Annotated in this window: 13 protein-coding genes and 3 tRNA genes; 9 read left to right on the plus strand and 7 right to left on the minus strand. The window is 54.5% G+C overall.

The window, feature by feature from the left end; all coding sequences use genetic code 11:
- Positions 1 to 118: 118 nt before the first annotated feature.
- The 3 genes from ACOQH0_RS18190 (at position 119) to xni (ending at position 3,710) form a co-directional block, all read left to right on the plus strand.
- Positions 119 to 1,408, plus strand: coding sequence for an HAAAP family serine/threonine permease (locus ACOQH0_RS18190; protein ID WP_010435092.1), 1,290 nt, complete (start codon positions 119 to 121; stop codon positions 1,406 to 1,408).
- A 63-nt stretch (positions 1,409 to 1,471) separates the two neighbouring features.
- On the plus strand, positions 1,472 to 2,839 hold the full coding sequence (locus tag ACOQH0_RS18195; protein WP_421510942.1) for an L-serine ammonia-lyase: 1,368 nt from the start codon (positions 1,472 to 1,474) through the stop codon (positions 2,837 to 2,839).
- A gap of 112 nt (positions 2,840 to 2,951) precedes the next feature.
- Complete coding sequence (gene xni / locus ACOQH0_RS18200) at positions 2,952 to 3,710, plus strand: flap endonuclease Xni (protein ID WP_089601168.1); 759 nt, start codon at positions 2,952 to 2,954, stop codon at positions 3,708 to 3,710.
- 39 nt (positions 3,711 to 3,749) lie between these two features.
- Here xni and rlmM read toward each other — a convergent pair whose 3' ends face one another.
- The 4 genes from rlmM to ACOQH0_RS18220 form a co-directional block, all read right to left on the minus strand.
- On the minus strand, positions 3,750 to 4,850 hold the full coding sequence (gene rlmM, locus ACOQH0_RS18205; RefSeq protein WP_010435097.1) for a 23S rRNA (cytidine(2498)-2'-O)-methyltransferase RlmM: 1,101 nt from the start codon (positions 4,848 to 4,850) through the stop codon (positions 3,750 to 3,752).
- A complete protein-coding gene (locus tag ACOQH0_RS18210) occupies positions 4,843 to 5,238 on the minus strand; it encodes a DUF423 domain-containing protein (protein WP_421510943.1) in 396 nt (131 codons plus the stop codon). Before ACOQH0_RS18210 ends, rlmM begins: the two co-directional genes overlap by 8 nt.
- A 39-nt stretch (positions 5,239 to 5,277) precedes the next feature.
- On the minus strand, positions 5,278 to 6,195 hold the full coding sequence (gene gcvA / locus ACOQH0_RS18215; RefSeq protein WP_010435102.1) for a glycine cleavage system transcriptional regulator GcvA: 918 nt from the start codon (positions 6,193 to 6,195) through the stop codon (positions 5,278 to 5,280).
- A gap of 348 nt (positions 6,196 to 6,543) precedes the next feature.
- A complete protein-coding gene (locus ACOQH0_RS18220) occupies positions 6,544 to 6,771 on the minus strand; it encodes a YgdI/YgdR family lipoprotein (protein ID WP_010435104.1) in 228 nt (75 codons plus the stop codon).
- A gap of 192 nt (positions 6,772 to 6,963) precedes the next feature.
- Here ACOQH0_RS18220 and csdA point away from each other — a divergent pair, with 192 nt between their 5' ends.
- Positions 6,964 to 8,169, plus strand: a complete 1,206-nt coding sequence (csdA, locus tag ACOQH0_RS18225) for a cysteine desulfurase CsdA (protein ID WP_325828084.1) — start codon at positions 6,964 to 6,966, stop codon at positions 8,167 to 8,169.
- Entirely contained in the window at positions 8,169 to 8,615 is a 447-nt protein-coding gene (csdE, locus tag ACOQH0_RS18230) for a cysteine desulfurase sulfur acceptor subunit CsdE (protein WP_100166317.1), read from the plus strand. Before csdA ends, csdE begins: the two co-directional genes overlap by 1 nt.
- Here the strand turns inward: csdE and tcdA are convergent.
- Positions 8,606 to 9,412: a tRNA cyclic N6-threonylcarbamoyladenosine(37) synthase TcdA gene (gene tcdA / locus ACOQH0_RS18235; RefSeq protein ID WP_006811804.1), complete on the minus strand. Its 807-nt coding sequence runs from the start codon at positions 9,410 to 9,412 to the stop codon at positions 8,606 to 8,608. The two genes, csdE and tcdA, sit on opposite strands and share 10 nt — an antisense overlap.
- Before the next feature lie 75 nt (positions 9,413 to 9,487).
- Positions 9,488 to 10,585: a murein transglycosylase A gene (gene mltA, locus ACOQH0_RS18240; RefSeq protein WP_421510944.1), complete on the minus strand. Its 1,098-nt coding sequence runs from the start codon at positions 10,583 to 10,585 to the stop codon at positions 9,488 to 9,490.
- 208 nt (positions 10,586 to 10,793) lie between these two features.
- Between mltA and ACOQH0_RS18245 the strand changes: the two genes are divergently transcribed.
- The 3 genes from ACOQH0_RS18245 (at position 10,794) to ACOQH0_RS18255 (ending at position 11,239) form a co-directional block, all read left to right on the plus strand.
- Positions 10,794 to 10,870, plus strand: a tRNA-Met gene (locus ACOQH0_RS18245).
- 171 nt (positions 10,871 to 11,041) lie between these two features.
- A tRNA-Met gene (locus ACOQH0_RS18250) sits at positions 11,042 to 11,118 on the plus strand.
- Between the two features lie 44 nt (positions 11,119 to 11,162).
- Positions 11,163 to 11,239 (plus strand) — tRNA-Met (locus tag ACOQH0_RS18255).
- An 88-nt stretch (positions 11,240 to 11,327) separates the two neighbouring features.
- Here ACOQH0_RS18255 and amiC read toward each other — a convergent pair.
- Positions 11,328 to 12,581 (minus strand): N-acetylmuramoyl-L-alanine amidase AmiC, encoded by a 1,254-nt coding sequence (amiC, locus tag ACOQH0_RS18260; protein ID WP_089601161.1) that lies wholly within the window; start codon positions 12,579 to 12,581, stop codon positions 11,328 to 11,330.
- A gap of 227 nt (positions 12,582 to 12,808) precedes the next feature.
- Between amiC and argA the strand changes: the two genes are divergently transcribed.
- The gene (argA, locus tag ACOQH0_RS18265; protein ID WP_010435120.1) at positions 12,809 to 14,140 is read left to right on the plus strand and encodes an amino-acid N-acetyltransferase; all 1,332 of its coding nucleotides are present in this window, start codon (positions 12,809 to 12,811) and stop codon (positions 14,138 to 14,140) included.
- Positions 14,141 to 14,156: the final 16 nt, after the last annotated feature.

The raw sequence follows: 14,156 nt of genomic DNA on the forward strand, positions 1-14,156 counted from the left end.
TAGTTACGGGTGAAAATTATTAAAAAACCGTCACTGAACGAATTTCATATTACCGTCAGGCACTTTTTCATCGGATTTGACTAAAAACCTGACAATTTGCTTCCTCCAGGAGATACAGATGGAAACCACTCAAACCAGCACCGTTGCTTCGATTGATTCCCGAAGTGGTTGGCGCAAAACGGATACCATGTGGATGCTTGGCCTTTACGGCACAGCAATCGGCGCTGGTGTACTGTTCCTTCCTATCAACGCAGGCGTCGGCGGTCTGATCCCGCTGATCATCATGGCTATCATCGCTTTCCCGATGACCTTCTTTGCACACCGCGGCCTGACCCGCTTCGTGCTGTCCGGTAAAAACCCGGGCGAAGACATCACTGAAGTGGTTGAAGAGCACTTTGGCGTCGGCGCAGGTAAACTGATTACCCTGCTCTACTTCTTCGCGATTTACCCAATTCTGCTGGTTTACAGCGTGGCGATCACTAACACCGTTGAAAGCTTCATGACGCACCAGCTGCAGATGACGCCGCCACCGCGCGCCATTCTCTCTCTGATCCTGATCGTCGGCATGATGACCATCGTGCGCTTCGGTGAGCAGATGATTGTGAAAGCAATGAGCGTACTGGTCTTCCCGTTCGTTATTGCTCTGATGGTACTGGCCTGCTACCTGATCCCACAGTGGAACGGTGCCGCGCTGGAAACCCTGTCCCTGAGCAGCGCATCCGCAACCGGTAACGGCCTGCTGATGACCCTGTGGCTGGCCATTCCGGTCATGGTGTTCTCCTTCAACCACTCGCCAATCATCTCCTCCTTCGCAGTAGCGAAGCGCGAAGAATACGGCAATGGCGCAGAGAAGAAGTGCTCCAGCATCCTGGCTCGCGCTCATGTGATGATGGTACTGACCGTGATGTTCTTCGTCTTCAGCTGCGTACTGAGCCTCTCCCCGGTGGATCTGGCGGCAGCGAAAGAGCAGAACATCTCTATTCTGTCTTACCTGGCGAACCACTTTAACGCACCGGTCATTGCCTGGATGGCGCCAATCATCGCGATTATCGCTATCACCAAATCCTTCCTGGGCCACTACCTGGGCGCGCGTGAAGGCTTCAACGGTATGGTGATTAAATCTCTGCGCGGTAAAGGCAAGAGCATTGAAATCAACAAGCTGAACAAAATCACTGCACTGTTCATGCTGCTCACCACCTGGGCGGTAGCGACCCTGAACCCAAGCATCCTGGGCATGATTGAAACCCTGGGCGGCCCGGTTATCGCGATGATTCTGTTCCTTATGCCGATGTACGCGATTCAGAAAGTCCCTGCGATGCGTAAATACAGCGGCCATATCAGCAACGTATTCGTTGTGATTATGGGCCTGATTGCCATCTCCGCCATTTTCTACTCGCTGTTCAGCTAATATCTCCAGCGCCGTCCTCGGGCGGCGCACTCCTCCCCTCTGACTGATAGCAATGGACGCATCATGATTAGCGTATTCGATATTTTCAAAATCGGTATTGGTCCTTCCAGCTCTCACACCGTCGGACCAATGAAAGCCGGTAAACAATTCACGGATGACTTGATTGCACGCGGCATCTTGCACGACATCACCCGCGTGGTCGTCGATGTATACGGTTCCCTTTCCCTGACCGGTAAAGGCCACCATACCGATATCGCCATTATCATGGGCCTGGCGGGTAACCTGCCGGATATCGTTGATATTGACGCGATCCCTGGCTTCATCCAGGACGTAAACACCCACGGTCGCCTGCTACTGGCAAACGGCGAGCATGAGGTTGAATTCCCGGTTGACCACTGCATGAATTTCCATGCGGACAACCTGTCGCTGCATGAAAACGGCATGCGCATTACCGCGCTGGCGGGCGACAAAGCGGTATACAGCCAGACGTATTACTCTATCGGCGGCGGTTTTATTGTCGACGAAGACCACTTTGGTCAAACCAACACTTCCGCTGTTGACGTGCCTTATCCGTACAAAAACGCGGCGGATTTGCAGCGTCACTGCCAGGAGACAGGCCTCTCCCTTTCCGGCCTGATGATGAAAAACGAACTGGCGCTGCACAGCAAAGAAGAGCTGGAACAGCACTTTGCAAACGTCTGGGACGTGATGCGCGGCGGTATCGAGCGCGGGATCACCACGGAAGGCGTCCTACCGGGTAAACTGCGCGTACCGCGCCGTGCGGCAGCGCTGCGCCGTATGCTGGTGAGCACCGACAAAACCACGACTGACCCGATGGCGGTGGTGGACTGGATCAACATGTTCGCGCTGGCGGTAAACGAAGAGAACGCCGCGGGCGGCCGGGTTGTTACCGCACCAACCAACGGTGCATGCGGTATCGTTCCGGCGGTGCTGGCGTACTACGACAAGTTTATCCGCGAAGTGAACGCAAACTCACTGGCGCGCTATATGCTGGTCACCAGCGCAATTGGCTCACTGTATAAAATGAACGCCTCCATTTCCGGTGCGGAAGTGGGCTGTCAGGGTGAAGTCGGCGTAGCCTGCTCCATGGCGGCGGCGGGTCTGGCTGAACTGCTGGGCGCAAGCCCGGCGCAGGTGTGCATTGCGGCTGAAATCGGCATGGAGCATAACCTGGGGCTGACCTGCGACCCGGTCGCCGGACAGGTGCAGGTACCGTGCATCGAACGTAATGCGATTGCCTCCGTGAAGGCGGTGAACGCGGCACGTATGGCGCTGCGCCGCACCAGCGAACCGCGCGTCTGTCTCGATAAAGTTATCGAAACCATGTACGAAACGGGTAAAGATATGAACGCCAAATACCGCGAGACCTCACGCGGTGGCCTGGCGATGAAGATCGTGACCTGCGATTAAGTCTCTCAGGAAGCCTCGTTTTGCGAGGCTTCTTCCTGTTTTCCCCACCATTCATAGTTTCATGCTGCTGACAGTGTTACCCTTCACGCATTAGATAGAAGGGAGATTATCTGTGGCCGTTCATTTACTTATCGTCGATGCACTCAACCTGATTCGCCGTATCCATGCGGTACAGGGCACGCCCTGTAAGGACACTTGCCTGCACGCGCTGGAACAGCTTATCCGCCACAGTGAACCCACCCACGCGGTCGCGGTATTTGATGACGAAGCCCGCAACACGGGCTGGCGACACCAGCGTCTGCCCGACTACAAAGCCGGACGCGCACCGATGCCGGACGATCTTCATGCAGAGTTACCCATGATACGCGCGGCATTTGAACAGCGCGGCGTCCCCTGCTGGGGCGCACACGGAAATGAAGCCGACGATCTCGCGGCCACCCTGGCTGTAAAGGTAGCGAGCGCCGGGCATCAGGCCACTATCGTTTCAACTGACAAAGGCTACTGTCAGCTGCTCTCGCCGACTGTCCGCATTCGCGACTATTTTCAAAAACGCTGGCTGGACGCACCGTTTATTGCCGGTGAGTTCGGCGTCTCGCCTGAGCAATTGCCGGATTACTGGGGGCTGGCAGGCATCAGCAGCTCTAAGGTTCCGGGTGTTGCCGGTATTGGGCCGAAAAGCGCCGCGCAGCTGCTAACGGATTTTCAAAGTCTGGAAGGGATTTACGCCCGTCTGGATGAGGTACCGGAAAAGTGGCGCAAGAAGCTGGAGGCGCATAAAGAGATGGCGTTTATCTGCCGGGAAATCGCAACGCTACAGACGGATTTACAGCTGGACGGGAATTTACAGCAGTTGCGATTAGAACGCAGCTAGTTCCCTCTCCCCAGTGGGGAGAGGGTTAGGGTGAGGGGACTATCGCTCGTCGCGACGTCCGCCGACCGCAGCCCACCAGCGACGAATATGCACCGTCACCTCTTCACGGTCGTGATACAGCTGACGCGCCTGAATCTCCACGTTAATACCGTGTTCATCCATCTGCTCCTGAATGTACGCCAGATTCTGAGAGACTTCCTCGTAGCGCTTTTTCATCGGCAGCTTAAGGTTGAAAATGGTCTCACGACACCAGCCGTTCACCAGCCAGGAGGCCATCAGCGCGGCCACTTTCGCCGGTTTCTCAACCATATCACACACCATCCAGGAGATGTTGTTGCGGGTTGGACGGTAGCGGAAACCGTCTTCACGCAGCCAGGTGACCTGTCCGGTATCCATCAGGCTTTGCGCCATTGGGCCGTTATCGACAGACGAAACCCACATATTGCGTTTCACCAGTTGATAGGTCCAGCCGCCCGGGCACGCGCCAAGGTCGACGGCGTACATGCCGTTTGCCAGACGCTCATCCCACTCATCCGCCGGGATAAAAACGTGGAACGCCTCTTCCAGCTTGAGCGTGGAACGGCTCGGCGCATCGGACGGGAAGCGCAAACGCGGGATGCCCATAAAGAAGGGCGAGTTGTTGGTGGTATAGGAATAGCCGGTATAGCAGCAGCCAGGGGCAATAAAGAAGATATGCACCACCGGACGCTTCGGTGTTTCGTAGTTCGTCAGCACGCCCGCGTCACGCAGCGCCGCACGCAGCGGCACGGTAAATTTGCGGCAGAACTTCATCAGCTCTTTGCTTTCGTTGGTATCGGCAACCTCAACGCGCAGATCGCCTCCCTTCTCCACCACGCCCTGCAGCATGCCGACAATCGGCGTGATGCGGTCTTCCGGCGGCAGATCTTTCAGCAGCTCGCCCGCGACAAACATCTGACGCGCGAAGATCAGCGAGCTAAACGGCAGCTCACGTGCCAGCTTGTCGGCGTCTTCAGGCTGATAACATTCGAATATCACATAACCCGCGTTCTCTTTTACGCGAGCAAAACCGAAGACTTCGCGCTTCGCGGCTTTATCCGTAATTTCCGCGGCGCACTCTTTCTCAAACCCCGGGCGACAATATAAAACAACCTTATTCATGAACAACGCCCTTGCGTTTCAGACGGATAGCTCCGATAAACATTAATACCCATCCCGCCAGGAAGCTGACGCCGCCGACAGGAGTAACAAACGCCCACAGGCGCAAATGAGAGAGCGCAAGGCAGTACAGGCTACCGCTGAACAGCACGGTACCCAGCGCCATAAACACGCTACTCCAGTAAAACCAAATGCTGATGCGGCGCTGCATTGCCACCGCCAGCCCAAAGATTGCCAGGGTGTGAAACGCCTGATATTCAAGGCCGGTCTGGATCCAGCCCATCTCTACCACCCCTAAAGTTTTGCTTAACACATGCGCGCCAAAAGCACCCAGTGACACAAAAATAAAGCCACTCACCGCGGCAAAAATCAGCATGAATCGGCTGGTCATGTTTCAGTCCTAAAGTGATGCGTGCACAGCACACAAAAGTTATTGTTCATACCTGAAGCGGAATTTTTCTTGCTCGTTTGCCGCTTTAGACAGGATCCACTGTCGGAAGGCGGCTATTTTACCCAGTTCTGCCTGACTGTCATGACAAACCAGATAAAACGCATTCTTGCTGACCAGAACATCATTAAACGGGCAGACCAGACGGCCAGCCTCAATTTCGGACTGTGCCATCACGTTGTTCGCCAACGCGACGCCCTGCCCGTGAATAGCAGCCTGTAACACCATCGCGCTGTGGCTAAAAATGGGTCCCTGCTGCACATTTATATGGTTAAGACCTAATTGGCGGGTATAAGTTTGCCAGTCACGGCGAGAAGCATCATGCAAAAGCGTATGTTGCGCCAAATCAGCGGGCGTTTTCAGCGCCTTGTCGCCTGTCAGCAGCAGCGGCGAACAAACAGGCAGCAGATATTCTGCGTATAATTTTTCAACACGCAAGCCCGGCCAGTTGCCGCGGCCATAAAAAATAGCGACATCCACATCGTCAGCCAGTTTATCTTCCTGACGATCCACGGCCTGGATTCGGACGTCGATTCCCGGATAAGCTGAGTTAAAGCTTGAGAGTCTTGGCACCAGCCACTGAATGGCAAAACTGGGCAATAAACTGACCGTCAGCGCGCCTTTGGCACTCCTGGCCTGCAGTTTCCGCGTGGCTTCCGTCAGTTGGGAAAAAATCTCTTTAATATCCTGAAAATAGCTCTGGCCTTCTTCAGTCAGAAGCAAGGAACGGTTGCGTCGACGGAACAGCTTAAGCCCCAGAAAATCCTCCAGGGACTTGATTTGATGACTTACTGCGGCCTGAGTCACAAAAAGCTCATCTGCTGCGCGGGTGAAACTCAGGTGACGTGCTGCTGCATCAAAAACACGTAATGCATTAAGAGGTGGCAATCGCTTCGACATGGTTATCTGGCTTAGATGTTAACAAGATTTAACATATAGGAAACAACGTTTAACCTATTAGTTTTTTTTATCTGAGCCATTATAATTTGTCCGTTGAGGAACTACCAGCAAATACCTATAGTGGCGGCACTTCCTGAGCCGGAACGAAAAGTTTTTTGGAATGCGTGTTCTGAAGGGCTTTTGGCTTACGGTTGTGATGTTGTGTTGTTGTGTTTGCAATTGGTCTGCGATTCAGACCACGGTAGCAACGCTACCAATTTTTCACTTCCTGTACATTTACCCTGTCTGTCCATAGTGATTAATGTAGCACCGCCAACTTGCGGTGCTTTTTTTTCGCTTATCTCGCTGTTAATGCTCGATTTCTTTCATCTCTTTCACATCACTGCGATTGATTTGCTGTTTGTTCCCGTTTGCATCTTTGTACGAAATCATCCCAGTATCATTATCGGTAGACGGTTTCCCTTCGGAAACGATAGATCGACCATCGTTGGTATGCATCACGTAGTTATTACCGGAACAGGCGCTCAGGGCAAAAGTAAACACACAGGCTGAGATGATTGCGGCTGTCTTTTTCATGATTATTCTCCTTTAGCAATTAATGCTATTCAAACCTCGATTTATAACAGGCTAAAACATCCACCTAACACTATTTAGCATAACCTGCTTTTCCGAGGTCGCCAGGATATGCAGACAAATCTTATAGATACCAACCTCCTTGCCCTGCCGATGAAATTGCGCGACGATCTCTTTATCGACACGAGGAATTCCATGAACGCTTTCAGTCCTGCGCACTTTCGCGCACAGTTTCCGGCGCTGGCCGATGCCGGTATTTACCTTGATAGCGCTGCCACGGCCCTGAAGCCTCAGGCGGTCATTGAAGCAACGCAGCAATTCTACAGCCTGAGTGCCGGCAATGTGCATCGCAGCCAGTATGCTGAAGCGCAGCATCTTACTGCGCGCTATGAGGCCGCTCGCGATCGGGTCGCACGGCTGATTAATGCCGAAAGCGGGAAAAATATTGTCTGGACGCGCGGCACCACCGAGTCCATCAATATGGTGGCCCAGTGCTACGCACGTCCTCGGCTTCAACCGGGCGATGAAATCATCGTCAGCGAGGCTGAACATCATGCCAACCTGGTGCCGTGGCTGATGGTGGCAGAGCAAACGGGCGCGCGCATTGTGAAGCTCCCGCTGGGTGCGGATTTACTACCGGACGTGGCGCGTTTACCAGAGCTTACCACCCCCCGCAGCCGGATTCTGGCGCTGGGGCAGATGTCTAACGTTACCGGTGGCTGTCCAGATCTGGCTAAAGCCATTGCGATCGCCCATGCCAGCAATATGGTGGTGATGGTCGACGGTGCGCAGGGCGTGGTGCATTTTCCGGCGGATGTGCAAACGCTGGATATTGATTTCTATGCCTTTTCAGGACACAAGTTGTACGGGCCAACCGGCATCGGGGCCTTGTACGGCAAGCCTGAACTGCTGGCGCAGATGACGCCGTGGCTCGGCGGCGGAAAGATGATCGCCGAAGTCACCTTCGACGGCTTTAAAACCCAGGAGGTGCCTTACCGTCTGGAAGCCGGTACGCCGAACGTGGCGGGCGTGATTGGCTTAAGCGCGGCGCTTGAGTGGCTGGAAGAAACGGACGTGGCTCAGGCTGAAAGCTGGAGCCGGGGTCTGGCTACGCTTGCAGAAGAAGAGCTTAAAAAACGCCCCGGTTTCCGCTCGTTCCGCGTGCAGGATTCCAGCCTGCTCGCCTTTGATTTTGCAGGCGTGCATCACAGTGATATGGTCACACTGCTGGCGGAATATGGCATCGCCCTGCGCGCCGGACAGCACTGCGCCCAGCCGCTGCTGACGGCGCTTGGCGTTAGCGGTACGCTACGAGCTTCCTTCGCGCCTTACAACACACAAAGCGATGTTGACGCGCTGGTTGCCGCCGTTGACCGCGCCCTTGAATTACTGGTGGATTAATGACTAGCGCTGCTTTAGCCGGGCATCCGTTCGGCACGGTCATCACAGAAGAGACCTTAAAACAGACCTTCGCCCCGCTTACACAGTGGGAAGATAAATATCGTCAGTTGATCCTGCTGGGTAAACAGCTTCCTGCGCTTTCAGACGATCTCAAAGCGCAGGCGAAAGAGATTGCAGGCTGTGAAAACCGCGTCTGGCTGGGGTATAGCCTCTCCGGCGAGAAACTGCACTTCTTTGGCGACAGCGAAGGCCGTATCGTCAGAGGGCTGCTGGCGGTGCTGTTAACCGCAGTGGAAGGGAAAAACGCGGCGGAATTGCTGGCACATTCGCCGCTGGCGTTGTTTGATGAGCTTGGGCTGCGCGCGCAGCTCAGCGCCTCGCGCGGTCAGGGGTTGATCGCGCTCAGCGACGCGGTACAGGACGCAGCGCGTCAGGCTCAGGCCTGACGTTCCGCCTTCGCCATCATCTTCTTCAGGGCGTGAGAGACCGCCACAAAGCCAAAGGAGGCGGTCACCATGGTGGCCGCACCAAAGCCGGAGGCGCAATCCATTCGTTTTGGCCCTTCCGCCGTACTCTTCATCGCACAGACAGACCCATCTGCCTGGGGATAAACCAGCGCTTCAGTTGAGAACACACAGTCAACACCCAGCTTGCCTTTGCTGTTCTTCACCACGTTGAAGTCGCTTTTCAGGCGTTCGCGAAGCTTCGCGGCCAGCGGATCCTGGATCGTTTTCGCCAGATCGGCCACCTGGATCTGCGTCGGATCGATTTGACCGCCCGCCCCGCCCGTCGTGACCAGCGGCACCTTGTAGCGACGGCAGTATGCGATCAGCGCCGCTTTTGGCCGCACGCTGTCGATGGCGTCAATCACATAGCTGTAGCCTTTGCTCATGTACTCCGCGACGTTATCTGCCGTCACAAAGTCGTCGATCACCGTCACGCGGCACTCGGGGTTGATGAGACGAATACGCTCCGCCATCACCTCAGACTTCGCCAGGCCGACGTTATCACGCAGGGCGTGAATTTGACGGTTGGTGTTGGTCACGCAAACGTCATCCATGTCAATCAGCGTGATTGCGCCAATACCGGTTCTCGCCAGCGCTTCTGCCGCCCACGACCCTACACCACCAATGCCCACGACGCAGACATGCGCATCCGCAAACAGCTGGAGGGCTTTTTCACCATATAAACGTGCCGTACCGCCAAAACGCTGGCGCCAGGCGTCGCTGATTACCACAGACATAAAACCTCAGATGTAAAAAGGGTGAGGTTTTCCTCACCCTGAACAGTAATCCGTATTGCGCTCAGAATACCACAATCAGCCGCTGAATACGTTTCCGACACCCGGTGCCGCCTTCAGCACCCATACGCGTCCGTAGTGGTTATACCAGCCCGCACGATGGCCTGCGTCAGGGCCAATACCCTGATAGATGTCGAAGTGCTGGCCTTTGATTGCGCCGCCGACGTCCAGCGCCACCATCAGGCGTAACTCATACTTGCCGTTAAATTTGCCGTTGTTGTCCAGCAGAGGAACCTCAGCAAGCAGCGTGGTGCCCGCAGGAATAATCGACCGATCCGAGGCGACCGATGCGCGACCAATCAACGGTACCGCACTCGCCCCTTTCACCGGCGCGAAGTTTTGCGGTTTGAAGAAGACGAACGACGGGTTCTGCTCCAGCAGCTCACGCACTTCGGCTTCGCTGTGTTTTTCGCCCCACTCGCGGATCGCCTGCATCGACATATCTTCTTTCTTTACTTCGCCACGGTCGATCAGCACCTTACCGATGCTGCGATAGGCATGACCGTTTTTACCGGAATAGCTGAAGAAGTTAAGTGGCGAACCATCACCGAAATCAATGTACCCGCTGCCCTGAACATCCATGATGAAGTTATCCATCAGCGAGTTGCTGTAGGCCAGGATGTAATTTTCGCTCAGCGCACCGGAGTAGATCTCAGCACGAGACGGCAAGCGGCCGCGCTTTGGTGGCATACGGTAGATAGGATACTGGAACTCGCCCTGGCGGGTGTGTCTCGCCTGAATCACTGGCGTGTAATACCCGGTGAACTGAACGTTGCCGTAATTATCCGCCCCTTCCATCTGCCAGGCATCAATACCAAACTGGCGCATATTGCGCGTATCACCGCCCGCACGCAGCCAGTCCTGTACCGCGCTATAGACATTATTCTGTGAGCCATACAGACGCGGTGACGCATTGCGGATCTGGTAGACCTGTTCGGAGAAATCTCCGGCATTGATCGGTGCGCCGACCGCATCAGGCTGATTAACTAAAGAGAAAGGCTGGGATAACTTCCCGTCTTTATATTGTTGACCGCGATCGGTCGGTTTGGAAGAACAGGCCGCAAGAATCGCTACCATTGCGCCCGTCATCAGATACTTCGCCCAACGTCCTTTCATTATATCTCGTCTTTAAGTTGCCCTTATCCGCGTGATGAAGATAACAAACCGCCAGGGCTAATGAAATGCAATCACATGCCCTTTGGCAAATTTTGCGCAAAAAATAGTCCAAACCAAGCCATGTCGTTCAATTTACATACAAAATCATGATTTATGTGAAAAAGGGGTTGCATCACAAACCTATCCGAGTATAGTGCGCATCCACGGACGCGGGGTGGAGCAGCCTGGTAGCTCGTCGGGCTCATAACCCGAAGGTCGTCGGTTCAAATCCGGCCCCCGCAACCAATTAAAATTTGATGAAGTATCTTCTACGACAGTAGAAATTTTTGCGAAGTAGTTCGAATCACAGCAAGGCGACGACGCAGTGAATCCTTAGGAACTTACTCAAGTAAGTGACTGAGGTGAACGAGGAAAGTCAACGCAGATGTGGTTTGAAATACGAAGCAAAAAGACGGACGCGGGGTGGAGCAGCCTGGTAGCTCGTCGGGCTCATAACCCGAAGGTCGTCGGTTCAAATCCGGCCCCCGCAACCAATCAAATTTGAAGAAGTAAGTTTCTACGACTGTAGAAAGACGGACGCGGGGTGGAGCAGCCTGGTAGCTCGTCGGGCTCATAACCCGAAGGTCGTCGGTTCAAATCCGGCCCCCGCAACCAACACGTCTAAAAACAATAAACACCCTTAAGGGTGTTTTTTTGTATCTGCAGTTTGTGAAACTGCCGGGCGATAACCCGGCTTACAGCGCTAACCACGTCGCGCCAGCGTCGCCCCGTCTGAGAAATACGCCCGTATCCCTGCCAGAATCGACTCCGCCACTTCCTGCTGGAACTTAGCGGTCTTCAGCTTGCGCTCCTCTTCCACGTTACTGATAAACGCGGTTTCGACCAGGATGGACGGAATATCCGGCGCTTTCAGTACCGCAAACCCGGCCTGCTCGACGCTGTTTTTATGCAGCTTATTGATATTGCCCAGCTTGCCCAGCACCGCTTTGCCAAATTTCAGGCTGTCGGTGATGGTTAATGATTGCACCATATCGAACATGGTGTGATCGACGTAGCGGTCGCCGCTCTTGCCCACGCCACCAATTAAGTCCGAGGCGTTCTGCGTATCCGCCAGGTATCTTGCCGCAGTACTGGTCGCCCCTTTGGTCGAGAGTGCAAAAACCGATGAACCACTCGGTTGGCGACTGGTAAAGGCATCCGCATGGATGGAGACGAACAGATCCGCGCGCTGCTTCTGCGCTTTTGCCACGCGAACTTTTAGCGGAATAAAGACATCCTCATTACGCGTCATGTAGGCGCGCATATTGCCTTCTTTATCAATCAATGCCTTCAGGCGACGGGCGATCTGCAGCACCACATCTTTTTCACGGGTGTGATATTTCCCGACGGCACCGGAGTCTTCCCCGCCGTGGCCGGGATCGAGCATGATCACAATAGGACGATCGCGCCCTGCTTTACCCGGCTGTGGGCCGCTTTGCGCGGGCGGAACCTGACGTTCGAGATCGCCTTTGTTGTAATCCTCCAGAAGCGCCAGAAGCGGATCCTGGATGTCCGTTGCGTTGGCAGGATAAAGATCCATCACCAGACGCTCTTTAAACGTTGCTACCGGCGCAAGCGCAAACAACTGCGGTTTCACGTTCTGCTTCAGTTCAAACACCATACGAACCGTCTGCGGATCAAACTGGCCAACGCGCGCTGACTTGATAAAAGGATCGTCACCGCGGATCTGCGCCGCCATCCCCTTAAGCACGGAATTGAGGTTTACACCTTCGAGATCCACGACCACACGTTCAGGATTGCTGAGGGCAAATTGCTTATATTTCAGCACGCGATTGGATTCGACCGTCACGCGCGTATAGGTCGACGACGGCCAGACGCGCACCGCCACCACCTGGCTTGTGGCAGCAAGACCGACCTGACTGACGCTAAGCAACCACATTGCCCCGGCCCCTTTTAACAAACGGCGGCGGCTTATTGCTGAATTGGATCCCGACATGCTTCTCCCGAGCAAGAAAACGAACTGATATACAAAATGTCCAGATTGACCGAAAACTTTAACGAATGACGCATAAACTGTCATCTATAAAAGGGTAAACAATCATACGTTAACGCACGGATTACTTATTCTTTTCTGTGTGTCGCGGAAAATTTAGGCTTGCACACGCGGCCATAATCGAATAAAAATACAGAAATTACGAATAAACATTCATTAAGGGTTGTGCCATGGTGAAGGAACGTAGAACCGAACTGGTCCAGGGATTCCGTCATTCTGTTCCCTATATCAACGCCCATCGGGGGAAAACGTTCGTCATCATGCTCGGCGGCGAAGCCATTGAGCATGAAAATTTTTCCAGTATCGTCAATGATATAGGTCTTCTGCACAGCCTCGGCATCCGCCTGGTTGTTGTGTATGGCGCACGCCCGCAGATCGATGCCAATCTGGCCTCTCATCAGCATGAGCCTATTTATCACAAACATACCCGCGTGACGGATGCGAAAACGCTTGAACTGGTGAAACAGGCTGCGGGTCTGCTGCAGCTGGACATTACCGCCCGCCTGTCGATGAGCCTGAACAATACGCCGCTGCAGGGCGCGCATATTAACGTCGTGAGCGGCAACTTCATCATCGCTCAGCCGCTTGGCGTGGACGACGGCGTGGATTATTGCCACAGCGGTCGTATTCGTCGTATCGATGAAGAGGCTATTCACCGCCAGCTGGACAGCGGTGCCATCGTGCTGATGGGTCCGGTCGCGGTTTCTGTAACGGGCGAAAGTTTTAACCTGACGTCTGAAGAGATTGCCACCCAGCTTGCTATCAAGCTGAAAGCGGAAAAAATGATTGGGTTTTGTTCCTCGCAAGGTGTCGAAAACGATGAAGGGATGATTGTGCCTGAACTATTCCCCAACGAAGCGCAGGCGCGCGTTGAAGCGCTCGAAGAAGCGGGAGATTACCACTCCGGCACCGTGCGCTTTCTGCGCGGAGCAGTGAAAGCCTGCCGCAGCGGCGTGCGCCGTAGCCACCTGATCAGCTATCAGGAAGACGGTGCGCTGCTGCAAGAGCTGTTCTCCCGCGACGGTATCGGTACGCAGATTGTGATGGAGAGCGCCGAGCAGATCCGCCGCGCGACCATCAACGATATTGGCGGCATTCTGGAACTGATCCGTCCGCTGGAACAGCAGGGAATTCTGGTTCGCCGCTCACGCGAGCAGCTGGAGATGGAGATCGACAAATTCACCATCATCCAGCGCGATAACCTGACCATCGCCTGTGCCGCGCTCTATCCGTTCCCGGAGGAGAAGATCGGCGAAATGGCCTGCGTTGCCGTGCATCCTGACTACCGCAGCTCTTCCCGCGGCGAGATGCTGCTGGAGCGTGTGGCAGCTCAGGCGCGGCAGATTGGGCTCAGCAAGCTGTTTGTTCTGACGACCCGCAGCATTCACTGGTTCCAGGAACGCGGCTTTACGCCGGTCGACATTGATTCACTGCCGGAAAGTAAGAAAGAGATGTACAACTATCAGCGTCGTTCAAAAGTGCTGATGGCTGACCTGGGATAATACAGCGCCCTCACCG

This window comes from Enterobacter sp. JS8-1, assembly GCF_049187015.1.
GTDB lineage: Bacteria > Pseudomonadota > Gammaproteobacteria > Enterobacterales > Enterobacteriaceae > Enterobacter > Enterobacter mori.

Excerpts from the sequence above, each read along its gene's own strand:
- ACOQH0_RS18190 (WP_010435092.1), top strand. The coding sequence starts at position 119 with ATGGAAACCACTCAAACCAGCACCGTTGCTTCGATTGATTCCCGAAGT.
- ACOQH0_RS18195 (WP_421510942.1), top strand. The coding sequence starts at position 1,472 with ATGATTAGCGTATTCGATATTTTCAAAATCGGTATTGGTCCTTCCAGC.
- rlmM (WP_010435097.1), bottom strand. The coding sequence starts at position 4,850 with ATGAATAAGGTTGTTTTATATTGTCGCCCGGGGTTTGAGAAAGAGTGC.
- ACOQH0_RS18210 (WP_421510943.1), bottom strand. The coding sequence starts at position 5,238 with ATGACCAGCCGATTCATGCTGATTTTTGCCGCGGTGAGTGGCTTTATT.
- gcvA (WP_010435102.1), bottom strand. The coding sequence starts at position 6,195 with ATGTCGAAGCGATTGCCACCTCTTAATGCATTACGTGTTTTTGATGCA.
- ACOQH0_RS18220 (WP_010435104.1), bottom strand. The coding sequence starts at position 6,771 with ATGAAAAAGACAGCCGCAATCATCTCAGCCTGTGTGTTTACTTTTGCC.
- csdA (WP_325828084.1), top strand. The coding sequence starts at position 6,964 with ATGAACGCTTTCAGTCCTGCGCACTTTCGCGCACAGTTTCCGGCGCTG.
- csdE (WP_100166317.1), top strand. The coding sequence starts at position 8,169 with ATGACTAGCGCTGCTTTAGCCGGGCATCCGTTCGGCACGGTCATCACA.
- tcdA (WP_006811804.1), bottom strand. The coding sequence starts at position 9,412 with ATGTCTGTGGTAATCAGCGACGCCTGGCGCCAGCGTTTTGGCGGTACG.
- mltA (WP_421510944.1), bottom strand. The coding sequence starts at position 10,585 with ATGAAAGGACGTTGGGCGAAGTATCTGATGACGGGCGCAATGGTAGCG.
- amiC (WP_089601161.1), bottom strand. The coding sequence starts at position 12,581 with ATGTCGGGATCCAATTCAGCAATAAGCCGCCGCCGTTTGTTAAAAGGG.
- argA (WP_010435120.1), top strand. The coding sequence starts at position 12,809 with ATGGTGAAGGAACGTAGAACCGAACTGGTCCAGGGATTCCGTCATTCT.